This window comes from Clostridium saccharoperbutylacetonicum N1-4(HMT) (genome assembly GCF_000340885.1).
Lineage (GTDB): Bacteria > Bacillota > Clostridia > Clostridiales > Clostridiaceae > Clostridium > Clostridium saccharoperbutylacetonicum.
In genome coordinates, this window is the sequence record NC_020291.1 from 1,335,648 (window position 1) to 1,355,952 (window position 20,305).

General features: G+C 26.6%; 17 protein-coding genes and 2 pseudogenes. 18 read left to right on the forward strand and 1 reads right to left on the reverse strand.

Going from position 1 to position 20,305, the window contains the following annotated elements:
- The first annotated feature begins 5 nt into the window (after positions 1-5).
- The 17 genes and pseudogenes from CSPA_RS05925 (at position 6) to CSPA_RS05995 (ending at position 17,928) form a co-directional block, all read left to right on the forward strand.
- Positions 6-863, forward strand: coding sequence for a glycosyltransferase (locus CSPA_RS05925; RefSeq protein ID WP_015391307.1), 858 nt, complete (start codon positions 6-8; stop codon positions 861-863).
- A gap of 57 nt (positions 864-920) precedes the next feature.
- Positions 921-1,787, forward strand: a complete 867-nt coding sequence (locus CSPA_RS05930; RefSeq protein ID WP_015391308.1) for a glycosyltransferase family 2 protein — start codon at positions 921-923, stop codon at positions 1,785-1,787.
- A 125-nt stretch (positions 1,788-1,912) separates the two neighbouring features.
- Positions 1,913-2,821 (forward strand): glucose-1-phosphate thymidylyltransferase RfbA, encoded by a 909-nt coding sequence (rfbA, locus tag CSPA_RS05935; protein WP_015391309.1) that lies wholly within the window; start codon positions 1,913-1,915, stop codon positions 2,819-2,821.
- A gap of 15 nt (positions 2,822-2,836) precedes the next feature.
- Positions 2,837-3,415 (forward strand): dTDP-4-dehydrorhamnose 3,5-epimerase, encoded by a 579-nt coding sequence (gene rfbC / locus CSPA_RS05940; protein ID WP_015391310.1) that lies wholly within the window; start codon positions 2,837-2,839, stop codon positions 3,413-3,415.
- 89 nt (positions 3,416-3,504) lie between these two features.
- The gene (rfbD, locus tag CSPA_RS05945) at positions 3,505-4,383 is read left to right on the forward strand and encodes a dTDP-4-dehydrorhamnose reductase (RefSeq protein ID WP_015391311.1); all 879 of its coding nucleotides are present in this window, start codon (positions 3,505-3,507) and stop codon (positions 4,381-4,383) included.
- Positions 4,384-4,426: 43 nt separating this feature from the next.
- Positions 4,427-5,476, forward strand: a complete 1,050-nt coding sequence (gene rfbB, locus CSPA_RS05950; protein WP_015391312.1) for a dTDP-glucose 4,6-dehydratase — start codon at positions 4,427-4,429, stop codon at positions 5,474-5,476.
- 305 nt (positions 5,477-5,781) lie between these two features.
- Positions 5,782-7,128: an O-antigen ligase family protein gene (locus tag CSPA_RS05955; RefSeq protein WP_015391313.1), complete on the forward strand. Its 1,347-nt coding sequence runs from the start codon at positions 5,782-5,784 to the stop codon at positions 7,126-7,128.
- A 29-nt stretch (positions 7,129-7,157) separates the two neighbouring features.
- On the forward strand, positions 7,158-8,345 hold the full coding sequence (locus CSPA_RS05960; RefSeq protein WP_015391314.1) for a glycosyltransferase family 4 protein: 1,188 nt from the start codon (positions 7,158-7,160) through the stop codon (positions 8,343-8,345).
- Positions 8,346-8,475: 130 nt separating this feature from the next.
- Positions 8,476-9,903: a lipopolysaccharide biosynthesis protein gene (locus CSPA_RS05965; protein WP_015391315.1), complete on the forward strand. Its 1,428-nt coding sequence runs from the start codon at positions 8,476-8,478 to the stop codon at positions 9,901-9,903.
- Between the two features lie 52 nt (positions 9,904-9,955).
- Positions 9,956-10,993, forward strand: coding sequence for an acyltransferase family protein (locus tag CSPA_RS05970; RefSeq protein ID WP_158399830.1), 1,038 nt, complete (start codon positions 9,956-9,958; stop codon positions 10,991-10,993).
- A gap of 34 nt (positions 10,994-11,027) precedes the next feature.
- A complete protein-coding gene (locus CSPA_RS05975; protein ID WP_015391317.1) occupies positions 11,028-12,047 on the forward strand; it encodes an acyltransferase family protein in 1,020 nt (339 codons plus the stop codon).
- A gap of 96 nt (positions 12,048-12,143) precedes the next feature.
- Positions 12,144-13,019 (forward strand): UTP--glucose-1-phosphate uridylyltransferase GalU, encoded by an 876-nt coding sequence (galU, locus tag CSPA_RS05980; protein ID WP_015391318.1) that lies wholly within the window; start codon positions 12,144-12,146, stop codon positions 13,017-13,019.
- Between the two features lie 170 nt (positions 13,020-13,189).
- Complete coding sequence (locus CSPA_RS05985) at positions 13,190-14,266, forward strand: glycoside hydrolase family 113 (protein ID WP_015391319.1); 1,077 nt, start codon at positions 13,190-13,192, stop codon at positions 14,264-14,266.
- A gap of 177 nt (positions 14,267-14,443) precedes the next feature.
- A complete protein-coding gene (locus tag CSPA_RS29985) occupies positions 14,444-14,587 on the forward strand; it encodes a hypothetical protein (protein ID WP_015391320.1) in 144 nt (47 codons plus the stop codon).
- A 283-nt stretch (positions 14,588-14,870) separates the two neighbouring features.
- A pseudogene (gene tnpA, locus CSPA_RS05990) lies at positions 14,871-15,345 on the forward strand (IS200/IS605 family transposase).
- A 359-nt stretch (positions 15,346-15,704) separates the two neighbouring features.
- Positions 15,705-15,932 (forward strand): annotated as a pseudogene (locus CSPA_RS30960) (UTP--glucose-1-phosphate uridylyltransferase); the annotation flags it as partial.
- Positions 15,933-15,948: 16 nt separating this feature from the next.
- Positions 15,949-17,928 carry an ABC transporter ATP-binding protein/permease gene (locus tag CSPA_RS05995; RefSeq protein WP_015391321.1) on the forward strand — a complete coding sequence of 660 codons (1,980 nt, stop codon included), beginning with the start codon at positions 15,949-15,951 and terminating at the stop codon, positions 17,926-17,928.
- A gap of 534 nt (positions 17,929-18,462) precedes the next feature.
- Here CSPA_RS05995 and CSPA_RS30470 read toward each other — a convergent pair.
- A complete protein-coding gene (locus tag CSPA_RS30470; protein WP_241427124.1) occupies positions 18,463-19,305 on the reverse strand; it encodes a transposase in 843 nt (280 codons plus the stop codon).
- Between the two features lie 317 nt (positions 19,306-19,622).
- Here CSPA_RS30470 and CSPA_RS06005 point away from each other — a divergent pair, with 317 nt between their 5' ends.
- Positions 19,623-20,252, forward strand: a complete 630-nt coding sequence (locus CSPA_RS06005; protein ID WP_015391323.1) for a hypothetical protein — start codon at positions 19,623-19,625, stop codon at positions 20,250-20,252.
- Positions 20,253-20,305 lie beyond the last annotated feature (53 nt).

The following is a 20,305-nucleotide window of genomic DNA, read 5'->3' on the forward strand; positions in this document are numbered from 1 at the left end:
CGATAGTGGATAACGTAGTAATAATATTAAATTATAATGATTACAGAACTACATGCAATTTGATTAATAAGATAAAAAATTATTTAGAAATAGATAAAATTGTAGTTATTGATAATAAATCTACAAATGATTCTTTAAAAATATTAAAAAAATATATAAGTGAAAAAATTCATGTGATAGAGAGTGAAGATAATAAGGGGTACGCTTATGGAAATAATGTTGGTATTAGGTATGCAATTCAAAAATTTAATACTGAATATATTACAATAGCTAATCCAGATGTTATTTTTGAAAATAGTACGATTAGGGAAATGAAAAAGTTTTTAAAACAAAATTTAGATGTAGCAGCAGTAAATACTAAAATAAAAAATATTAAAGGTCAATATGAACCAGGTGGAACTAATATACCTACTATAAAAGAAGATTTTAAATCTATGTTTTTATTAAATGAAATATTTAAGAAGAAAGAAATAAATAATTTTAATGAAGAATATGTAAATTATCAGATTCTTTTTGGGTGCTTTTTTATGATTAGATCAAAGGTTATTGAGCAGATAGGAATGTTTGATGAAAGAACTTTTTTATTTGGAGAAGAAAGAATTTTAGGGTATAAAATAAAGTCTATTGGAATGAGGCAAGTTACATTAAATAATTTAGAATGCATTCATGAACATTCTAAATCAATAAATAAAAATATTTCAAATTTAGCTAGTAAATACAAAATATTATATGATAGTAGATTAATTTATTATAAAGAATATTTAAATATTAATAAATTAAGTTTATACATGTTTTATATTTTAAGATCTATGTCTTTAGGAGAGAAATATATTTATGTTTTAGTTAAGAATTTAATTCATTGAAAATTATATGAATTTTAATAACTTAATAAATCTGATAATAAGAAGGAGGAGATAAATATGATTTCAATTATTATTCCTACATTTAACAGAGCTAATACTATAGAAAGAAGTGTACTAAGTATACTAGATCAAACTTATCAAGATTTTGAACTAATAATAGTAGATGATAATTCACAAGATGAAACTGAAGTAATAGTTCGTAGAATGAATGATAAAAGAATAAAATATATTAAACATGAGAGAAACTTAGGCGCAAATGCAGCAAGAAATACTGGTGTAAGAGCAGCAAAAGGAGAATTAATAGCATTCCAAGATAGTGATGATAAATGGCATAATGATAAATTAGAAATACAACTTAAAGCTTTAAAAGATTATAATGCAGACATTGTTGCATGTTCATATAATAGATATAAAAATGATTTAGTAGATTTAATGCCTAAAGAAAGCATAAAGGATAGTGAAATAAAAAAGAAATTGTTGTATGGGAGTTTTATAAGTACTCAAACTGTTTTAGGAAAGAAAGAATGTTTCTACAATGAAGAATTTGATGAAACTTTACCACGATTCCAAGATTGGGAGTTAATGATAAGATTATCACAAAAATATAATATACATTTTATAAATAATCCTTTAGTAGATGTTTTTCTTCAAGAAGATAGTTTAACTAAAAGCCATCAAAAGGGATTAAATGCATTAAGACTCATAAAAGATAAACATAATGATTTAATTAAATTAGACAAATATGTAGAATATAGATTTTATAGGATGTTAGCTTATGAATCGAATAGAAGCAAAGATTTTACTAAAAATTATTACTTTAAAGCATGGAACTTAAGGAAAAAGGAAGTGGAAATTTTATTAAAGGGGATATTTTTAGAATTAGAAAAACTAAAATTCAAATACATTATCGATTCGGGTAACTAGGAGAATTTGTATTAAGAAAATATCTCATAAATAGTATTAAACAATGTAAAGAATTATTTGATTATACTTATTCTCAAATATTTGAAAGTATTTTAAAAGAAGTTAATGAAAGGGAGAGGGAAAGAATGAAAGGAATAATATTAGCCGGAGGATCAGGAACAAGACTTTATCCAGTAACAAAAGCAATGTCAAAACAAATGGTGCCAATATATGATAAACCAATGATATATTATCCAATGTCAGTTTTGATGCTTGCAGGAATAAAAGATATATTAATAATATCTACACCAAGAGATATTATTAACTTTAAGGAACTTTTTAAAGATGGACAAGATTTAGGATTAAATATTAAATATGCAATTCAGGAAAAGCCTAATGGACTTGCAGAAGCATTTATTATTGGCGAAGAATTTATTGGTGATGATAATGTAGCAATGGTACTTGGAGATAATATTTTTTATGGTCAAAGCTTTTCAGAACATTTAAAAAAAGCTGCTGCATTAGAAAATGGAGCATATGTATTTGGTTATTATGTTCAAAATCCTAAAGCTTTTGGAGTAGTTGAATTTGATGAAGAGGGGAAGGTTATTTCTTTAGAAGAAAAACCTAAAAATCCAAAGTCAAAATATGCAGTACCAGGGCTTTATTTTTATGACAATTCAGTAGTTGAAAAGGCTAAAGCATTAAAACCTTCTGAAAGAGAAGAACTTGAAATAACTGATTTGAATAAAGTTTATATGGAAGAGGGTTCATTAAAGGTACAATTACTAGGTAGAGGAATGGCTTGGCTTGACACTGGAAATCATGCTTCTATGCTTCAAGCTTCTAATTTTGTTGAAGCAGTTCAAAGTACTCAAGGAACGTATATAGCATGTCTTGAAGAAATTGCTTATAGACAAGGGTGGATAAGTTCGCAAAAAGTTATTGACCTTTCAAAATCGCTAATGAAAACTGGATATGGTAAATATTTGGTTGATATAGTAGAAGAAATTGAAGTACAAAAATCAAGAGAAGAAATTGCAGCAACAAATTGATAGGTGGTAATAAAGATGGCAAATTTTAATTTTAATACAACAAGGATTGATGGAGTATATATAATAGAACCTAAAGTTTTTGGAGATAACAGAGGTTATTTTATGGAAAATTATAATAAAGGACAATTTGATGAAGCTGGACTTAATATGACTTTTGTTCAAGATAATGAATCAAAATCTAGTAAAGGAGTTTTAAGAGGACTTCATTTTCAAAAGAAGCATAGTCAAGGAAAACTTGTTAGAGTAACGAAAGGCGAAGTTTTTGATGTAGCAGTTGACCTAAGAACAGGATCTCCTACTTATGGGCACTGGGAAGGAGTTATTTTAAATGATGAAAATAAAAAACAATTCTATATTCCAGAAGGTTTTGCACATGGTTTTTTAGTATTATCAGATGAAGCTGTTTTTAATTATAAATGTACAGATCTTTATTCACCAGAATATGATGGTGGAGTTATGTGGAATGATTCAGATATAAATATAAAATGGCCATTAGATGATATAGAAAATATACGTTTATCTGAAAAAGATAAAGCTCATCCTAATTTAAAAGATTTAGATTTAAGGGAATATGAAGATTTTATATATAGGTAGTAAAGAAATATAAATTTCTTTTAAATAAAGTATTATTAAATTATAGTGTCTCTATTTTCTTTTAATTAAATGTGAGGAGCAAGAAATATATGAAAATATTAATAACAGGATGCAAAGGCCAATTAGGCAATGAACTTCAAAATATAATAAAGTGCGGAAAATCAGAAATTAGTGAAGTTTCAGAAAATATAAGAAATTCAGAAGTTATAGCACTTGATGTAGATGTGCTTGACATAACGAATTTAGCTCAAGTTAAAGAAAAGTTAAATGACTTGAAACCAGATGTAGTAATAAATTGTGCAGCAGCAACAAATGTTGATGGTTGCGAAAGCAATGAAGATTTTGCATTTAAAGTTAACTCAATAGGGCCTAGAAATTTAGCTATGGCTTGTGAAAAAATTAATGCTAAATTAGTTCAAGTTTCAACAGATTATGTATTTAGTGGAGTTGGTAATAAACCATTAACAGAATATGATTTGACAGCGCCATATAGTTCTTATGGAAAAACTAAGCTCTTGGGAGAAAAATATGTACAAGAATTTTGCTCGAAATCTTTTATTGTTAGAACAGCTTGGTTATATGGATATGTAGGTCATAATTTTGTTTATACCATGATGAAACTTGGAAAAGAAAAAGATCTGATTAAAGTTGTTGATGATCAAATAGGGAATCCAACACATGCTAATGACTTGGCTTATCATATTTTAAAGATTATTGAAACAGAAGAATATGGCGTATATCATTGCACAGGTAATGGAGAATGTAGTTGGTATGATTTTGCTAAAATGATAATTGAATTGTCAGGAGAAAAATGTGAAGTAAAACCATGTACATCAGAAGAATACAAAACTCCAGCAAAGAGACCAGAGTATTCCTCACTTGATAATATGATGCTAAGATGCACTGTTGGTGATGAAATGAGAGATTGGAAAGAAGCAATAAAGTCATTTATTAAAAAAGTACAATAAAGAAATGAAAGATAATATATGAATAGGAAAAGGAGATTAATAAATGAAAACATACTTAGTTACAGGCGGAGCAGGATTTATAGGTTCAAATTTTATTTTATATATGCTAAATAAATATGAAAATATTAAAATAATCAATTTAGATAAATTGACTTATGCAGGTAATTTAGAAAATCTTAAGTCAATTGAAAATGATGAAAGATATACATTTGTTAAAGTAGATGTTTGTAATAAAGAATTAGTTTCAAGCCTTTTTAAAGCTAATGATATAAATTATGTTGTTCACTTTGCAGCAGAATCACATGTTGATAGAAGTATAAAGGAACCAGAAATATTCGCTGAGACCAATGTACTTGGAACAGTTAATATGCTTAACTGTGCAAAAGATGCATGGGAAACAAAAGATGGATTTAAAGAAGGAGTTAAATTCCTTCATGTATCAACAGATGAAGTTTATGGATCGTTAGGTGCAGAAGGATTCTTTAGAGAAACAACTCCATTAGATCCTCATAGCCCATATTCATCAAGCAAAGCTGGATCAGATTTTATGGTTAAGGCTTATGCTGATACTTATAAAATGCCAGTTAATATAACAAGATGTTCAAATAATTATGGACCATTTCAATTTCCAGAAAAGTTAATTCCATTATTAATAAATAACTGCCTTCAACATAAAGATTTACCAGTGTATGGTGATGGTATGAATATAAGAGATTGGTTATTTGTAGAAGATCATGCAAAGGCAATTGATATGGTTATTAATGGTGGCAGACTTGGAGAAGTTTATAATGTTGGTGGACACAATGAAAGAACTAATATACAAATAGTAAAAACAGTCATATCTTATATAAATGAAAATGTAGATAAAGCAGTAAGTGAAAATTTAATTAAATATGTTGACGATAGAAAAGGACATGATAGAAGATACGGAATAGCTCCAGATAAGATAAAAGAAGAATTAGGGTGGTATCCTGAAACTACATTTGAAGTTGGAATAAAGAAGGCTATAAAGTGGTATTTAGATAATCAAGAGTGGATGAAGAATGTTACATCTGGAGATTATGAAAAGTATTATGAGAAGATGTATAAGTAATATTAAATTAATGAATTGATTAAATGTGTATGTACAATAGGATAGAATTTCTAAAAATCACACTAAAGCGATTGTTGCATTAAAATGATAATTAGGAAATATGATGGTAAATTAATAAAAGCAAGAATGCAATAATATCATTGTATTTACAATTAGGATATTGGAGTAGAAAAATGAATGATTTTACAATAGCTAAATTTAAGATTTACTTTATGAAGTTAAGATTTATAATCGGGTTTTAACACTTATAGATGTAGCGTACGATTTAATATAAACCTAAAATTATAAGATAGTGAGGTAATTGAGTGAAAAAGAAATTAAGCATATTAATAATCAGTATTTTGGTAGCATTCATATCAATATTCTTTAAAGTAAAATCATTATTTATTTTACCAGGAATGATATATATAGTTTATTGTTTTAAAAATCCTAAAAGATGTTTTTGGATAACATACTTTATTGCATTATTATTTCCTATTGGACTTAGTAATAATCTGAATCTTTCAATCACGATTGTTATTTGTATGGTAGTAATATTATATTTTGTTATATTAATACATAGTAGCAATTTTAGAATATTTAAATTAAATAATTTTGTAAATAGTACTTTTTTTCTATTATCTATATTATATTGTATATATTTTTTTGTTGGATTAAGTAAAGGGTATAGTGCAAGTGTTGATTTCAAAATATATGCTATGCAGATTATGTTATTTTATTGTACATATAAAGTAATTAATGAGAAAGATGATATATATAAACTTATGAACATGACTGTATATGCTATGTTTGGGAATGCTGCAATTGGGGTTAGTATATATTTAACTAAAAACTTAAGCATTTGGAATTTACAAGGTACTTCTGGAAGATTCGGTTATAATGCACAAACATTATTTATAATAACATTAAGTTATATGTTTTTTTTGTTTTATAATAGAAAGTATTTAATCAGCAAATCAATATTAATATGTTCTTGTTTTTTATCGATTATATTGATAATTTTATCTCAAAATCGAACCAATCCAGTTTTAATACTTATTAATTTTATTTTAATAATACTAATTAGCTTTACAAATAAAATTTCTTTGAAAAAATTAATAAGAAAAATGGGACTATTTATATTTATTGCAATTGTTGTAGCTTATGGAGCTAATAATATTATTAATAGCAATAGTGACTTTATAAATAGATATAAACAGGTATCTTCATCAAATAATGATGATAATTTAAAAACAAGAATGCTTACATTTGACTATTATTTAGATTTAATAGAAGAAAAACCTCTTGGAAATGGATTTGGAATACATATGCCATTTGTTGATGCTCAAGGAAATTTTCAAATAGAAGAGTCACTTAATACAGATAATGCATATATAAATATTGCCTATAAATCTGGAATCATAGGTTTAATTTTATATATGATTTTAATTTGTTCTCCTTTGGTAAAAATGGCAGTTAACTATAGATTAAGTAAGGATAAGCTATATCTATCAATGAGTACATCTTATTTTATGTTATTAATAGGTGGGAGTATGTTCACAAGTCAAATAATACATTCATATGCTGTGTCTACTTTTATGTGGGTATTTATCTCGTATATAAATTTATATACAGATGAAAAACTTGAATTATATAACAAAGAAAATAAATAGTTAAAATAATAGAATGCAGAGGAGAAAATATGAAAATTTGTTTTTTAACAGATACTATTTTTAATTTGGGTGGTATACAAAGAGTTTTATCTGTATTAACTAATGAATTAGTTAATACTTATGATGTAACTATAATATGCACAAATGGAACATACAAAGTAAATAGAGAATTATATAAGTTAGATAAAAAAGTACAAGTTATAATTAACGAAGAATTATGTAAGAGAAAGCTTTTCACAAAAATATATTCAAAAGTATTAAGAACGTTAATTATGAAAATAGAATTTTTAAATAAAAAGAAATTTATAGGTTTGTTAACACAAGCATTTTATCCTACTGATATTCAAAATAACTTTATAAATTTTTTTAATTCTAAAGATTATGATGTAATTATAGGAAATCAAGGGTATTGCAGTATGTTATTAGGAATTATAGGAAATAAAATAAATGCAAAGACAATTGGATGGCAGCATAATTCGTATGATGCATATTTTAATTCACCATATAAATATAATTGGAAACAAGATGAACTTTTCAAAGTATATATAAAAAAATTAGATAAATATATAGTGTTAACTGATGACGATAAAAAACTTATAGATAAGAATTTTATGATAAATAGTAATAGAATATATAATCCTCTTAGTTTTACTTCTGATAAAAAATCAAACTGTGAAGAAAAAAATATTGTATGTGTAGGAAGGCTAATACAAGAACAAAAGGGATTAGATTTGCTTATAAAGGCATTTCATAAGGTTTCTTCAATTCATAAGGATTGGATATTATATATAGTTGGAGATGGAGCAGATAAAGATAAATTAAATGAATTAATTAGCGATTTAAATTTAGAAAATAAAATTAAGATACAACCCTCTACAAATAATATTGAAGAATATTATTTAAATTCATCTATTCTTGTATCTTCATCCAGATGGGAAGGATTTGGTTTAGTTATAACAGAAGCAATGGAATGTGGATTACCAGTTATAGCATTCGCTAATTCTGGACCAAAAGAAATAATAAATAAACCCGATGAAAATGGAATTTTAGTTCCATGTGAAGATATTGATGCATTAGCAGAAAATATTATACATTTAATTGAAAATGAAGAGAAAAGAAAAAGAATAGCAAAAGGATCTATAGTTAGAGCGCAAGACTTTTCTATAAGTAAAATATCCGGCGAGTGGACTAAAATAATACAATCTTTAAGGGCGTAATTTTTACAACTACATAGTTCAATGAAATTATTAAATATTGTATTAGTATTATGATCAAGAATATGAATGACAAATATAAAACCAACATTATGCAAAGAAAATTTAAGAATATACAATGTAGGAGGATGAAGTGAGTAATAAATCAAAGTTAAAAAATGGAATAATGATAACTTTTATAGCAAAATATAGTAATGTAATTACCCAATTAATAATAAATTCAATATTAGCTAGATTATTAATGCCAGAAGAATTTGGTGTAATTGCAATAATAACTGTATTTATATCATTTTTTAATATTTTAGGTGATATGGGGATTGGACCAGCCATAATACAGAATAAATCATTAGATGATAAAGAAATATCAGATATATTTAAGTTTTCAGTAATGGGAGCATTAGTTATTGCAATTGGATTTTATTTCTTTTCGTATTTTATTGCATTTTTTTATACAAATAGAATTTACATAAAATTAGGATTTCTATTATCATTTTCGGTATTTTTCTTTATATGTAATATAGTACCGAATGCATTAATATATAAAAAACAAAATTTTAAATTAGTAGGAATAATTAATGTTTGTGCTAATATAGGTGTGGGAATTATTACTATAACACTTGCATTAAATGGTTGGTCATATTATTCATTGATATTTGATTCAATTTCAAAAAGTTTATTTATTTTTATATTTTCTTTTACATTTTCTAAAATTAAAATTAAAAAAGGATATTCTTATAATGCTGTTAAAAAGATAAGAAATTATTCTAGCTATCAATTCTTATTTAATTTCATTAATTATTTCACTAGAAATTTAGATAATATATTAATAGGAAAGTTTTTAGGATCATCTACATTAGGGTACTATGATAAATCTTATAAACTTATGTTATATCCAGTACAAAACTTAACAAATGTAATAACACCAGTATTGCATCCAGTGCTGTCAGAATATCAAGACCAAATTGACGTTATTTATGATACATATATAGAAGTAGTTAAAGTTCTTGCATATATAGGCATCTTTGTATCGGTATATTGTTTTTTTTCATCAAAAGAAATTATACGTATAATGTATGGAACTAACTGGGACAAGTCTATACCTGCTTTTAGAATATTATCATTATCTATAGTAATACAAATGGTTTTATCTAGTATTGGATCAATATTTCAATCGACAGGATATGTAAATAAATTATTTTCTACTGGTTTAGTGTCTGCATGTTTTACTATAACAGCAATAGCAATTGGAGTTATGAGTAAAAGCTTGGAAGTATTAGCAATGGGAATAGTAATTTCTTTTGCATTTAATTTTATACAGTGCTTTTATGTGTTAATGAAACACGTTTTTAATAAGAAATTTAGTGAATTTTTGCTAAATATAAAAAATGTATTAATAATAGGTTTTATAATGGTATGTGGTTATTTATTAACATCAAAAATATCTATAGACAATGTATTGATTAGTGCAATAGTAAAATTAGTAATAGGTATTATAACTTATTTAATTGGCTTAATTATAACTAAAGAATATAAATTATTAAAAAGCATTATTATTAAATAAGTAAATTATAATAAAAAATAATTATGGGGGTGTGATTGTTTTGAAACAAAATATGAAAAGAATCGAATGGATTGATTTTGTGAAATTTGTGGCGATTTTTTATATGGTTTGGGCGCATTATGGTGCACCACGAATAATATATTGGTACGTACAATCATTTCATATGCCTTTATTTTTCTTTGTTTCTGGATATTTGTTTAATAATAGTAATTGCAGTTTTAAAAAGTATACCGTTAAAAAAGTCAAGTCCTTAATTATTCCATATTTGCTATTTGGATTAATCAATTATGTCTTTTGGATTATACTTGTAAGAATTAACTTATTTAAAACAAATGATAACTTATTTGATCCAATAAAATATTTATTAACTATAAATACAACTACGCATTTACCTATAGCAAATGCTCTATGGTTTTTAACTTGCTTATTTATAGTTGAGATTATTTTCTTTATTTTAGTAAAACATATTAAAGATAACAATATAACTTTATCTATGGTATTAATTTTATTTTCATTAATTGGATATTTTTATCCACTAATAACTAACATTAGATTGTATTGGGGTATAGATGTTGCATGTACAGCTATAGTTTTTTATGGATTCGGATATTTATTTAAAAAGAATAAAAATAAAAATATTATCAATTGTTTTTACAAACCTAAAATTTATACTATAATACTATTATTTGTAATCAGTATAACTTTTGAGTTACTGAATGGACATGTTGCTCTAATGATAATAACATATAATAACTATTTCTATTATTATATATCAGCATTTGCTTCTATATTTATGTATATGATGATATCGATATATTTATATAATATTAGATTTATTAGTAACTTAAAAGTATATAAAATTTTTTTATATATTGGGAAAAATACAATTTCAATTTTGGCTTTTAATCAATTACTAATAGTAGTATTATTTAAAATTACTAAAACAATCCCAATAAATATAAATGTTAAAGAAATAATAAATTCAACACTTATTATTGTAGTTTTAATACCAATATCATATTTTTTAAATAAGTATTGTCCTATTATTGTTGGTAAAAGTAAAGTGAATAATAATAAATTAAGACAATAGATTAAAAAATATGTATTGTAAGGGGCGGAATAAAATGTCGAAAGAGATAAGCGAAAGATCTAAAACTATTGACGTTATGAAATTCATATTAATAATTCTCGTAGTAATAGGTCATTATCCTAATATTAATACAAATATACAAAGAATAATTTTTTGGTTTCATATGCCATTATTCTTTACTATAAGTGGTTATTTATTTAAAGGAGACTACAAGAAATTATGGATGAGAAAAACTATAATAAAATATATTATACCATATTTTTCATATTTTATTTTAATATCTTTATTGCAAAGGAATATATTACTAGATAATGTAATAAAATTTTTATATGGTGGCAGAATGTATTCAGGGACATATTGGTTTATACCATGTATGTTAATAACAATACTTGCTTTTTATTTCTTTAATAAAGAATTTTCAAAAAGAACAATAATAATTATTGTTATAGTTTTCTATTTACTAGCTCATTTAGAATCTATTTTCTTTCTACCTTATACTGAAAATTATTTAGACTGGAATGTCATATATAAAATACCATTAAATGTAGATGTATGCTTAATGTCTATAGTATATTTTGCTATGGGATTTTATTTTAAGAGTACTATAAATAAAATTATTAATAAAAATAATGTTATTTTATATTTAATAGTATTTTTAATATGCTTAATTTTTATTGTTTTAAATTTAAAAGGTATATTATCTTATACTTTAAATATGAAATTAGGGCATTATTATAATTTTATTTTAGATATATTAATACCAGGTATATTCGGAATATGGATACTTATGACTAGCACATTTATTAGCAAAATTAATATTAATTTAATTAATGTGATAGGAATAAATACATTACCAATAATGTATTTTCATATACCGATCAATGGATTGATTCAAAATAAAATTGAATATGGAATTATAGGATACATATTAGTTGGAGTAGTACCAACATTGATATTTGCTTATATTTGTTCTAAAAATAGATATTTAGAATTTTTATTTAAAGGAAAAATAACCAATCGGGTACTTATGTCGAAGACAAATATAGTAAATTAGAATATATGATAAATCAATGATTTAGTAGCTTACTTTTAACTAGTAAGATTAATAAATATACGTAATTTATATTAGAGAATATGGGAGTGAAATATTATGAATAAGAAAATAAGAAAAGCAATAATTCCAGCAGCAGGTCTAGGAACAAGATTTTTACCTGCAACTAAGGCTCAACCAAAGGAGATGCTTCCTATAGTTGATAAGCCTACTATTCAATACATTATAGAGGAAGCTGTTGCTTCTGGGATTGAGGAAATTCTTATTGTTACTGGTAGGAATAAGAAGTGTATTGAGGATCATTTTGATAAGTCTGTTGAACTTGAGATGGAACTTACAAAGAATTGTAAGGATGAATTATTGAAATTGGTTAAGGGAATTTCAGATATGGTTGATATTCATTACATAAGACAAAAAGAGCCTAGAGGACTAGGGCATGCTATTTATTGTGCTAAGAGTTTTGTTGGTAATGAACCTTTTGCAATTCTTCTTGGTGATGATATTGTTTATACTAATGAATCTCAAAGACCTTGTTTAAAGCAACTTATTGATTGCTATGATGAGTATAATACAAGCATCCTTGGTGTTCAAAGTGTTGATCCAGAAGATGTATCTAAGTATGGTATTGTTGATGGAATAGAAATAGAGGATAGATTATGTAAGGTTAAAGGATTAGTTGAGAAGCCAAGTAAAGAAGATGCACCTTCTAATACCGCAATACTGGGTAGATATATAGTAACTCCTAGGATATTTGAGATATTACAGAAGACTAAACCAGGTAAGGGAAATGAAATTCAACTTACAGATGCATTGTTAGAACTTATTAAAAGTGAAGCTATGTATGCTTATAATTTTGAAGGTAAGAGATATGATGTTGGTGATAAATTAGGATTTTTAGAGGCAACAATAGAATATGCATTAAGAAAACCTGAAATTAAGGATGAATTTATAGAATATTTAAGAAGTATAATATAATAAAAACTTCTCTAAATGTAGCTATGGAGTCACAAGTTCCTCCATAGCACTCCAACCGACTGTACATAAAAAAGATTTTTATTGATTTACTATATCAATAAAAATCTTTTTTTCTTTATATAATAAATTAAGCATATATATTAATAAGCTTAAGTAAAGGAATGATAGATATGAATATATTTAAAAGAGTTATTCTAGCTATACTAACAATTTTAATAAGTTTTACTCAAACAGGAAGTGTTAAAACACAGATGTCAGATATTTCGGGTACAAGATTAAGTATAGCTAGAAACTATCTAAAGTATAAAACTGTATCAACAACAGTTTGGGGTAATGGAGGAACTCATATACCAACTGTTGGTGTATACAATCACCTAGCTTTTCAAGGAGCAGATAATACTCTTGTAGTAATGATAAATATTAAAGGAGATACAGATGCTAATCCTGTTATGTTTCCAGATAAGATAGTTAATCAAGCTCTTGCAAATGCTACTACTGCAAATGTGAAAACCACAATGATAAGCCTTCATTTAGGTACTAATTATTCAGATGGTTATGGTAGAAAAGCCTATCATCCTGATGTAGCTACATTCTTTCGAAATTGGAAAACTATATGCCTACATTATGCTCAATTGTGTACTGATAATGATATTCCTATATTATGTATTGGTTGTGAACAGGTTCAGCAGACAGTTGATGCAAATTATAATTACTGGGCAGATGTTGTTTCAGTAATACGAAGTCAATATCCAAATCTTTTATTGACTTATGCAGCACATGGTAATGAATATAAAGTAGATACTCCTTTGAAATTTTGGGAGTTACTTGATTTTCTAGGGTTTAATATGTACTTTCATTATACTAATAAACTAGTTAGCCAAAATCCAACTTTAGATGAAATAATACAAGCTTATTATGCTCCTATTTTTAAAGGAAAGTCTACAATGGATTTAATAAATATGCATGCAAATACTTTTAATAAGAAAATTTTTATAACAGAAACAGGATTAATGCCTAAGGATACGGGGCTAGCTAAGGTATATGATCCTACGAATGCAAATGGTGTTACAACTTATGATGGTACTGCCTTAGCAATTAAAGCAGTATGTGATGGTCTATGTCAAAATGTCAATGTATTAGGATTCTCATGGTGGCATGTAAGTCCCCCATTTGATTATTTTAACGATACTGAAGTAACAAGTGCAGAACAGACTATGCATGATTATTTAAAAGGAGGTTTAATATAATATGAGCCAACATGGTGTAAACTTAATTTGGGAATAGTATATGTTCCTAAAATATCGCTACAATAATATTTTTCTAGTATATTAAAAATTAGACTAAGTAATTAAATATTTATAAGATTGACATAATAAAGAAATAGAAATATAATTAAACAAATTATATGGATAGAGGTTATTATAATGATTAAAATTCTAATTACATTAATAGTGGCTATAACAATACTCTTTGTACTAGCTTTATGCAAAACTGCCAAAAGAGCAGACAAAAATGCTCAGATTATATTAAAAAAACATAAATCTAACATAAAGAGATCAGAACTTTGAAATAAAATGTAATAATAAGAGTACAAGTAGAAATTCTGTTCTTTTTGTTTTAGGAATGTTTTCTTTATATGTAAAATATACCAGAATGAAACAGAAATCAGTAAATACAAGCACTGCACTAAATTAATTTTTAATGCAGTGCTTTTTGTTGTATTGTGAATACCACCTGCTATGCGGGTGGTTCTAAAGAGCTTTCAGCGGTGAGTAGAAAATAAAAAACCTCCATTGTAAAATTATAGTAGGTTTGCCCACCAATACTATAAAACAAGGAGGTGTGTCCGCAATGGACAATAGTAGTTTAGCACATAGTAAATGGAATTGTAAATATCACATAGTTTTTGCGCCGAAGTACAGGAGGCAAATAATATATGGAAAAATAAAAGCGGATATTGGAAGAATTTTAAGGGAACTATGTGAATATAAAAAAAGTAGAAATTATCGAAGTGAATGCATGTAAGGATCATATACATATGCTTGTTAGTATACCACCAAAATTAAGTGTATCACAGTTTATGGGATACTTAAAAGGCAAAAGTTCATTGATGATTTTTGATAGACATGCAAATTTGAAGTATAAGTATGGCAACAGACAATTTTGGTGTAAAGGATACTATGTTGATACTGTGGGAAGAAATAAAAAGGTTATAGAAGAATATATAAAAAATCAAATACAAGAAGATATAGCATATGAACAATTAAGTTTAAAGGAATATATTGACCCGTTTACGGGTGAGCCGGTAAACGGAAACAAAAAATAAAGCACCTTTTAGGTGCCAGTTTGTAAAGGTATGCGGTTGGCAAACCGTTCAATGTGCGAGTAGCACAGCCAGTAACAAAGCCTTACAGGCGCAGAGCAAACCACCCGTTTTACGGGTGGTCCTGATTCCAACTTTTCCGCTTGTCGGGTGAAGAAATATTGTTTATACTGATCAATCTCAAAAGTCTTGTTTAAAACATATAATTGATTGTTATGATGAATGTAAAACAAGTATATTAGGAGATTTAATTTAATGTGAAAAATATACCCCAAAATATAGAAACTACCTTAAGTGGGTAGGTTACGAAAACAAAAATCTATTTTATACTGAATATAATCAATAGAGCCTAAAAATGTATAAAATACGGTATAGTTGATGGAATAGAAATTGAGAATAGAGTTTGCAAGGTTAAACAATTAATAGAGAAGCCTAGTGTAGAAGAAGCTTCATCTAATATCACAATTATTGGTAGATACAGAGTAACGCTAAGATATTTGAAATATTTAGATAGAACTAAGCCTGATAAAGGTAATAAAATATGGCTGACAGATGCATTATTAGAGCTACTTAAAGATAAAACCATGTATAGAAGGAGAATGCTATATGTGTTTATTAGAATTAAAAAATATCAATAAATATTATAAATTAAAAGGTAATGAAAAATTTCATGTACTGGAGAATGTTAATTTAGCTTTCAATTACGGAGAATTGGTATCAATTATCGGAGAATCTGGAAGTGGAAAATCTACATTAATGAATTTAATTGGAGGATTAGATTCTAATTACTCAGGAGAATTATTTGTAAATAGAAAAGATATTAAAAAGCTAAGAAAAAAAGAGCTTGATAGATATAGAAAAAATGAAGTGGGATTTATTTTTCAAAGCTTCAATCTAATAGCACATTTATCTGTTTTAGATAACGTAACTATTGCTATGACTTTGTCAAATGTTAGAAAAAAGGAACGAATAAAACGTGCAAAAGAAATATTGAATGACTTGGGTTTAAATAATCATATAAACAAAAAGCCAAATCAGTTATCAGGAGGTCAAAAGCAAAGGGTTGCCATTGCGAGAGCTTTAATAAATGATCCTGAAATAATTGTTGCTGATGAACCTACAGGTAGCTTAGATTCAAAAACATCAATGCAAGTTTTAGAAATAATGAAGGGGATTGCTAAGAGAGGCAAACTTGTAATTATGGTTACTCACTCTGAAAAAGTAGCATCTTTTTCAAGTAGAATAATTAAAATAGCAGATGGTAAAATCACAGATGATACGAAAGGTTTAAAATTAGGAAATAATATTAATGAAGTATCAATTGATAGAGAAAAAGCTAAAGTGAATAAAGAAAGACAAAATCTAAATATTGTATCAGCTATAAAGCTGGCTCTTGTGAATATGAAGGAAAAGCTAATACGCAATATTTTTGTTTCAATAGGTGCAAGTATCGGAATAATGAGTATTATTTTAATGTTATCTTTAGGCAACGGTGTTAAAGCTTATTTTAATAATACTATGAATAGTTATGTAAATCCTCTAGTGATAGAAGTTAATATGCCTAGTCAAGAAGATGAAACAATTGACTTAGATATTACAACAATACAAAAACCAGATGTTAATACTTCAAAGTCATTTGAAGAAGAAGATATTAATAATTTATCTAAAATAGAAAATGTATCTTCAGTGGAAAAAGGATTTACTGCAATTTCTATGGGTGCTAATTCATTAAGTTACAATGGGAAAAGCAGTAATTTAATGAGGATTTCAACCATATCATCAAATATAACAACTTCAAATATTGAACAAGGAACTTTCCCAAAAGAAGGAGAAATATTAATTAATAAATCTGTAAGTGATAAGCTAGGTGGAGGTGTTATAGGTCAAAAAGTATATTTACATATTTTGATAAATCAGAAAATTTTAAAGAAAGAATTTATTGTAAGTGGAATTTATGCCTCAGCAGGTGCAGATTTAACTGCTGTAATGAAATCTACTTTTTTGAATTATTCAGATTTAGAAAAGTTTTATTCAGAAAACAAATATAAATTAAAACCAAATGTAATGTATATTAATACAACTAGTGCTAAATATGCAACTGAAATTAAAGAAAAGATTAAGGAACTTGGATATTCAGAATCTTCACAAGAATTAATGACATCAATGTTTAATCAAATGATAAGTATTTTAACATACGTATTATCAGGGATTGCAGCAATATCTTTAGTAGTATCATCAATTATGATAATAGTGGTTATGTATATTAGTGTTGTAGAGAGAACAAAAGAAATAGGAATAATTAAGGCTATTGGTGCACGGGAAAAGGATATAAGAAGAATTTTTGTTTGTGAAGCATTTTTAATTGGATTTTTTAGTGGAATTGTTGGACTTGTCTTTACATTTTTATTAATGAAAGGTATAAATATTGTGTCAAATAAATTGTTTGGAATTAATTTAGTTTTAATAAAGAATTCTTATGGAATCTTTGGAGTTGTAGTAAGCATTGTTATAAGTACGTTATCTGGATTATTACCGGCAAATAAAGCTGCTAAATTAGATCCAGTAGAGTCATTAAGAAGAGAATAATAAAAAAAATCGGTATCTCTATATCAATGTCATTAAGTTAGCATTGGGTCAATAGACTTAGGTCTAAATCAAAAGTGGGAGAACTCTTTAATAAAGTAGTTCTTCCACTTTTTTCTTGTTCATGCGCATGACAAAAAAACAGATTGCTATCTGTCAAAAAAAACAATATAAAATTAGCGTTATTTATGCTACTTTATATAAGAAGCTAATAAATGTCTTAGTAATCATATTCCTTTGTCTATGGCGGTCAGGCCTTATTGGAATTATATTTTTGATAATTATTGCTTCTAAATTAGGTGATGTTGTTTTCTCATAATAGAACTTTCTGCACATGTGAGTGGCTACGGAAAAATTAGCTTTATATGTGTATTTCCTTTGCTTTTTCTTTATGACTACGTGTGAGGTAATCATTTGAGTGAAGTTATACATTGTTAGATGTGCATAAATTTCTTGCTAGATTCACATTACCTTTTTTGAATGAAAATTCAATAGTCCTATGGTGTACTTTAGATCTCTAAATGATGTCTCAATTCCCTATCTAGCTGCATAAAGTTTCTTTAATTCTTCTGGAGGGTACTCATCCGCATCCAGGTTTGTTAATAAAGTTTCATAGACGCCATTTGATATTTGAAATCTAACCATTCTAAAATTTAAATCATAAAACTTTACTGGCTCAGCTTTCTTATTTTTTAATGGAAGATAATCAAATGTTGAGCTTGCAGGAATAAATTTATAGTTATTCTTATCCTTGAATAATTCTTTTGTTTCATTCGTCTGCTTCCTTGTAAGTTTCAATCGGATATTAACATCAAAGCAGTTATAATCAGGTAATACGAAACTGCTTTTTATGCCCATAGCTCCATCTCTTATTCGTATGAGAAATTTCCAGCCCTTTTCCTGAATGTGTGCCATATTGTTATAGGACTCATATCCTCTATCAGCAATAACAAGTGCTTTTAGAATTGGTGAACGATCTACCATATCAATAAAAGCCTTATATTCATTGTTTTTTCTCTTTTTCTGTATTATCGCATCTGAGTAAATATTTTGTTTTAAGTCATATAGAGCATTCAAATGAAGTAGATTATAAGACTTATGACCATTAGAACCTGGCATGTATGATTCTTTATCATCTGGATTAGTAGCTATATGTATGTGAGAACCATCAACATCCAAAATTCTTAGTTCATTTTCATTAGTTTCTAAAGATATATCTGTTGAAAAAGCTTTGAAGATTGTTTCAAAGGCCTTAGGTTTAATTTTATTCCTCTGTTGTATAAATGCATATGAGGTCACTGTATCTGCTGAATAATTGAACATATCCAACAATTCATTTGAAAGGGTTCCTCCGCCCATCCCAATAATTCCTGTTAGCATTTGTTTAAGCGAAAGCTTACGATTGCGTGTAAAATCAGTTTTAGAGTTAACACAATAATCTGATGGATTTTCAGCAACATTTTCAATTTTAGATAGTAATAGTTTCTATACGTTTATTATATGCTGTATTAATTTTTTAAAAATAGAAAAAATATAAATTTCATAATTTATAAGTGTTACATAATATTACTAATGTAGAAAATAAATTCTGAAATGAAGAAAGTTACCCATATTGGGTAGGTTACAAAAAAAACATTACATTTTATACTAATATTATATTATCTACTCATTATAAATTGAAAGGGGATAGAATAAAAATGAAAATGAAAAAATTATTATCAATTGGAGCATTTGCATTAGTATTAGCTTGTTCTACATCAATTGGAGCATCGGCAGCCACTATACCTAGTAATGCTGATATAATAAAAATAATTTTAAATCAATATAAAAATGGTACAAATCCAGTGGGTGTATTATCAGAAGTTAACAAAGATACTAAAATTGGTACTATTTTAACTCCAACTGTTACTGAGGAAATTGATTCGCAACTTTCAAATCATCCATCTGTAGACAAACTTTTAACAAAAGTTGAGAATAATCAAGACAATAGTATAGCAACTGTTTTAGAAAAAGTTACCGCAGATGAGGCAACCTTTTCTAAATTTCAAGCTAAATTTATAGAAATTGCAGAAAAAGTAAAAGCTATGGATACAAAGATGGGAATTGAAAGAATATTAGCAGAACAAAAAATTAGTGATATTGTTACAGCGTATGATGCTACTTTAAATGTTACTTTTGGTAAGAATAGTGAAGGAAAGACAACTGCTTCTATCGAAAAAAATGGACATGTTCTAGTTCAACTTAACTCTGATAATCTTCAAACAATCATTGATAGAGTTAGAAATTTAACTTGGACAGAGGTTAGTATTGCAAAAGCCTTATTATAAACTAACTTAAATTAATCGTTATAGGAGTTTTTATAAACGTAAGGAGGAATTGA

Bases quoted from the DNA above. Each gene is read 5' to 3' on its own strand.
- CSPA_RS05930 (WP_015391308.1), top strand. From the start codon at position 921: ATGATTTCAATTATTATTCCTACATTTAACAGAGCTAATACTATAGAA.
- rfbA (WP_015391309.1), top strand. From the start codon at position 1,913: ATGAAAGGAATAATATTAGCCGGAGGATCAGGAACAAGACTTTATCCA.
- rfbC (WP_015391310.1), top strand. From the start codon at position 2,837: ATGGCAAATTTTAATTTTAATACAACAAGGATTGATGGAGTATATATA.
- rfbD (WP_015391311.1), top strand. From the start codon at position 3,505: ATGAAAATATTAATAACAGGATGCAAAGGCCAATTAGGCAATGAACTT.
- rfbB (WP_015391312.1), top strand. From the start codon at position 4,427: ATGAAAACATACTTAGTTACAGGCGGAGCAGGATTTATAGGTTCAAAT.
- CSPA_RS05960 (WP_015391314.1), top strand. From the start codon at position 7,158: ATGAAAATTTGTTTTTTAACAGATACTATTTTTAATTTGGGTGGTATA.
- CSPA_RS05970 (WP_158399830.1), top strand. From the start codon at position 9,956: ATGAAAAGAATCGAATGGATTGATTTTGTGAAATTTGTGGCGATTTTT.
- CSPA_RS05975 (WP_015391317.1), top strand. From the start codon at position 11,028: ATGTCGAAAGAGATAAGCGAAAGATCTAAAACTATTGACGTTATGAAA.
- galU (WP_015391318.1), top strand. From the start codon at position 12,144: ATGAATAAGAAAATAAGAAAAGCAATAATTCCAGCAGCAGGTCTAGGA.
- CSPA_RS05985 (WP_015391319.1), top strand. From the start codon at position 13,190: ATGAATATATTTAAAAGAGTTATTCTAGCTATACTAACAATTTTAATA.
- CSPA_RS29985 (WP_015391320.1), top strand. From the start codon at position 14,444: ATGATTAAAATTCTAATTACATTAATAGTGGCTATAACAATACTCTTT.
- CSPA_RS05995 (WP_015391321.1), top strand. From the start codon at position 15,949: ATGTGTTTATTAGAATTAAAAAATATCAATAAATATTATAAATTAAAA.
- CSPA_RS30470 (WP_241427124.1), bottom strand. From the start codon at position 19,305: ATGCTAACAGGAATTATTGGGATGGGCGGAGGAACCCTTTCAAATGAA.
- CSPA_RS06005 (WP_015391323.1), top strand. From the start codon at position 19,623: ATGAAAATGAAAAAATTATTATCAATTGGAGCATTTGCATTAGTATTA.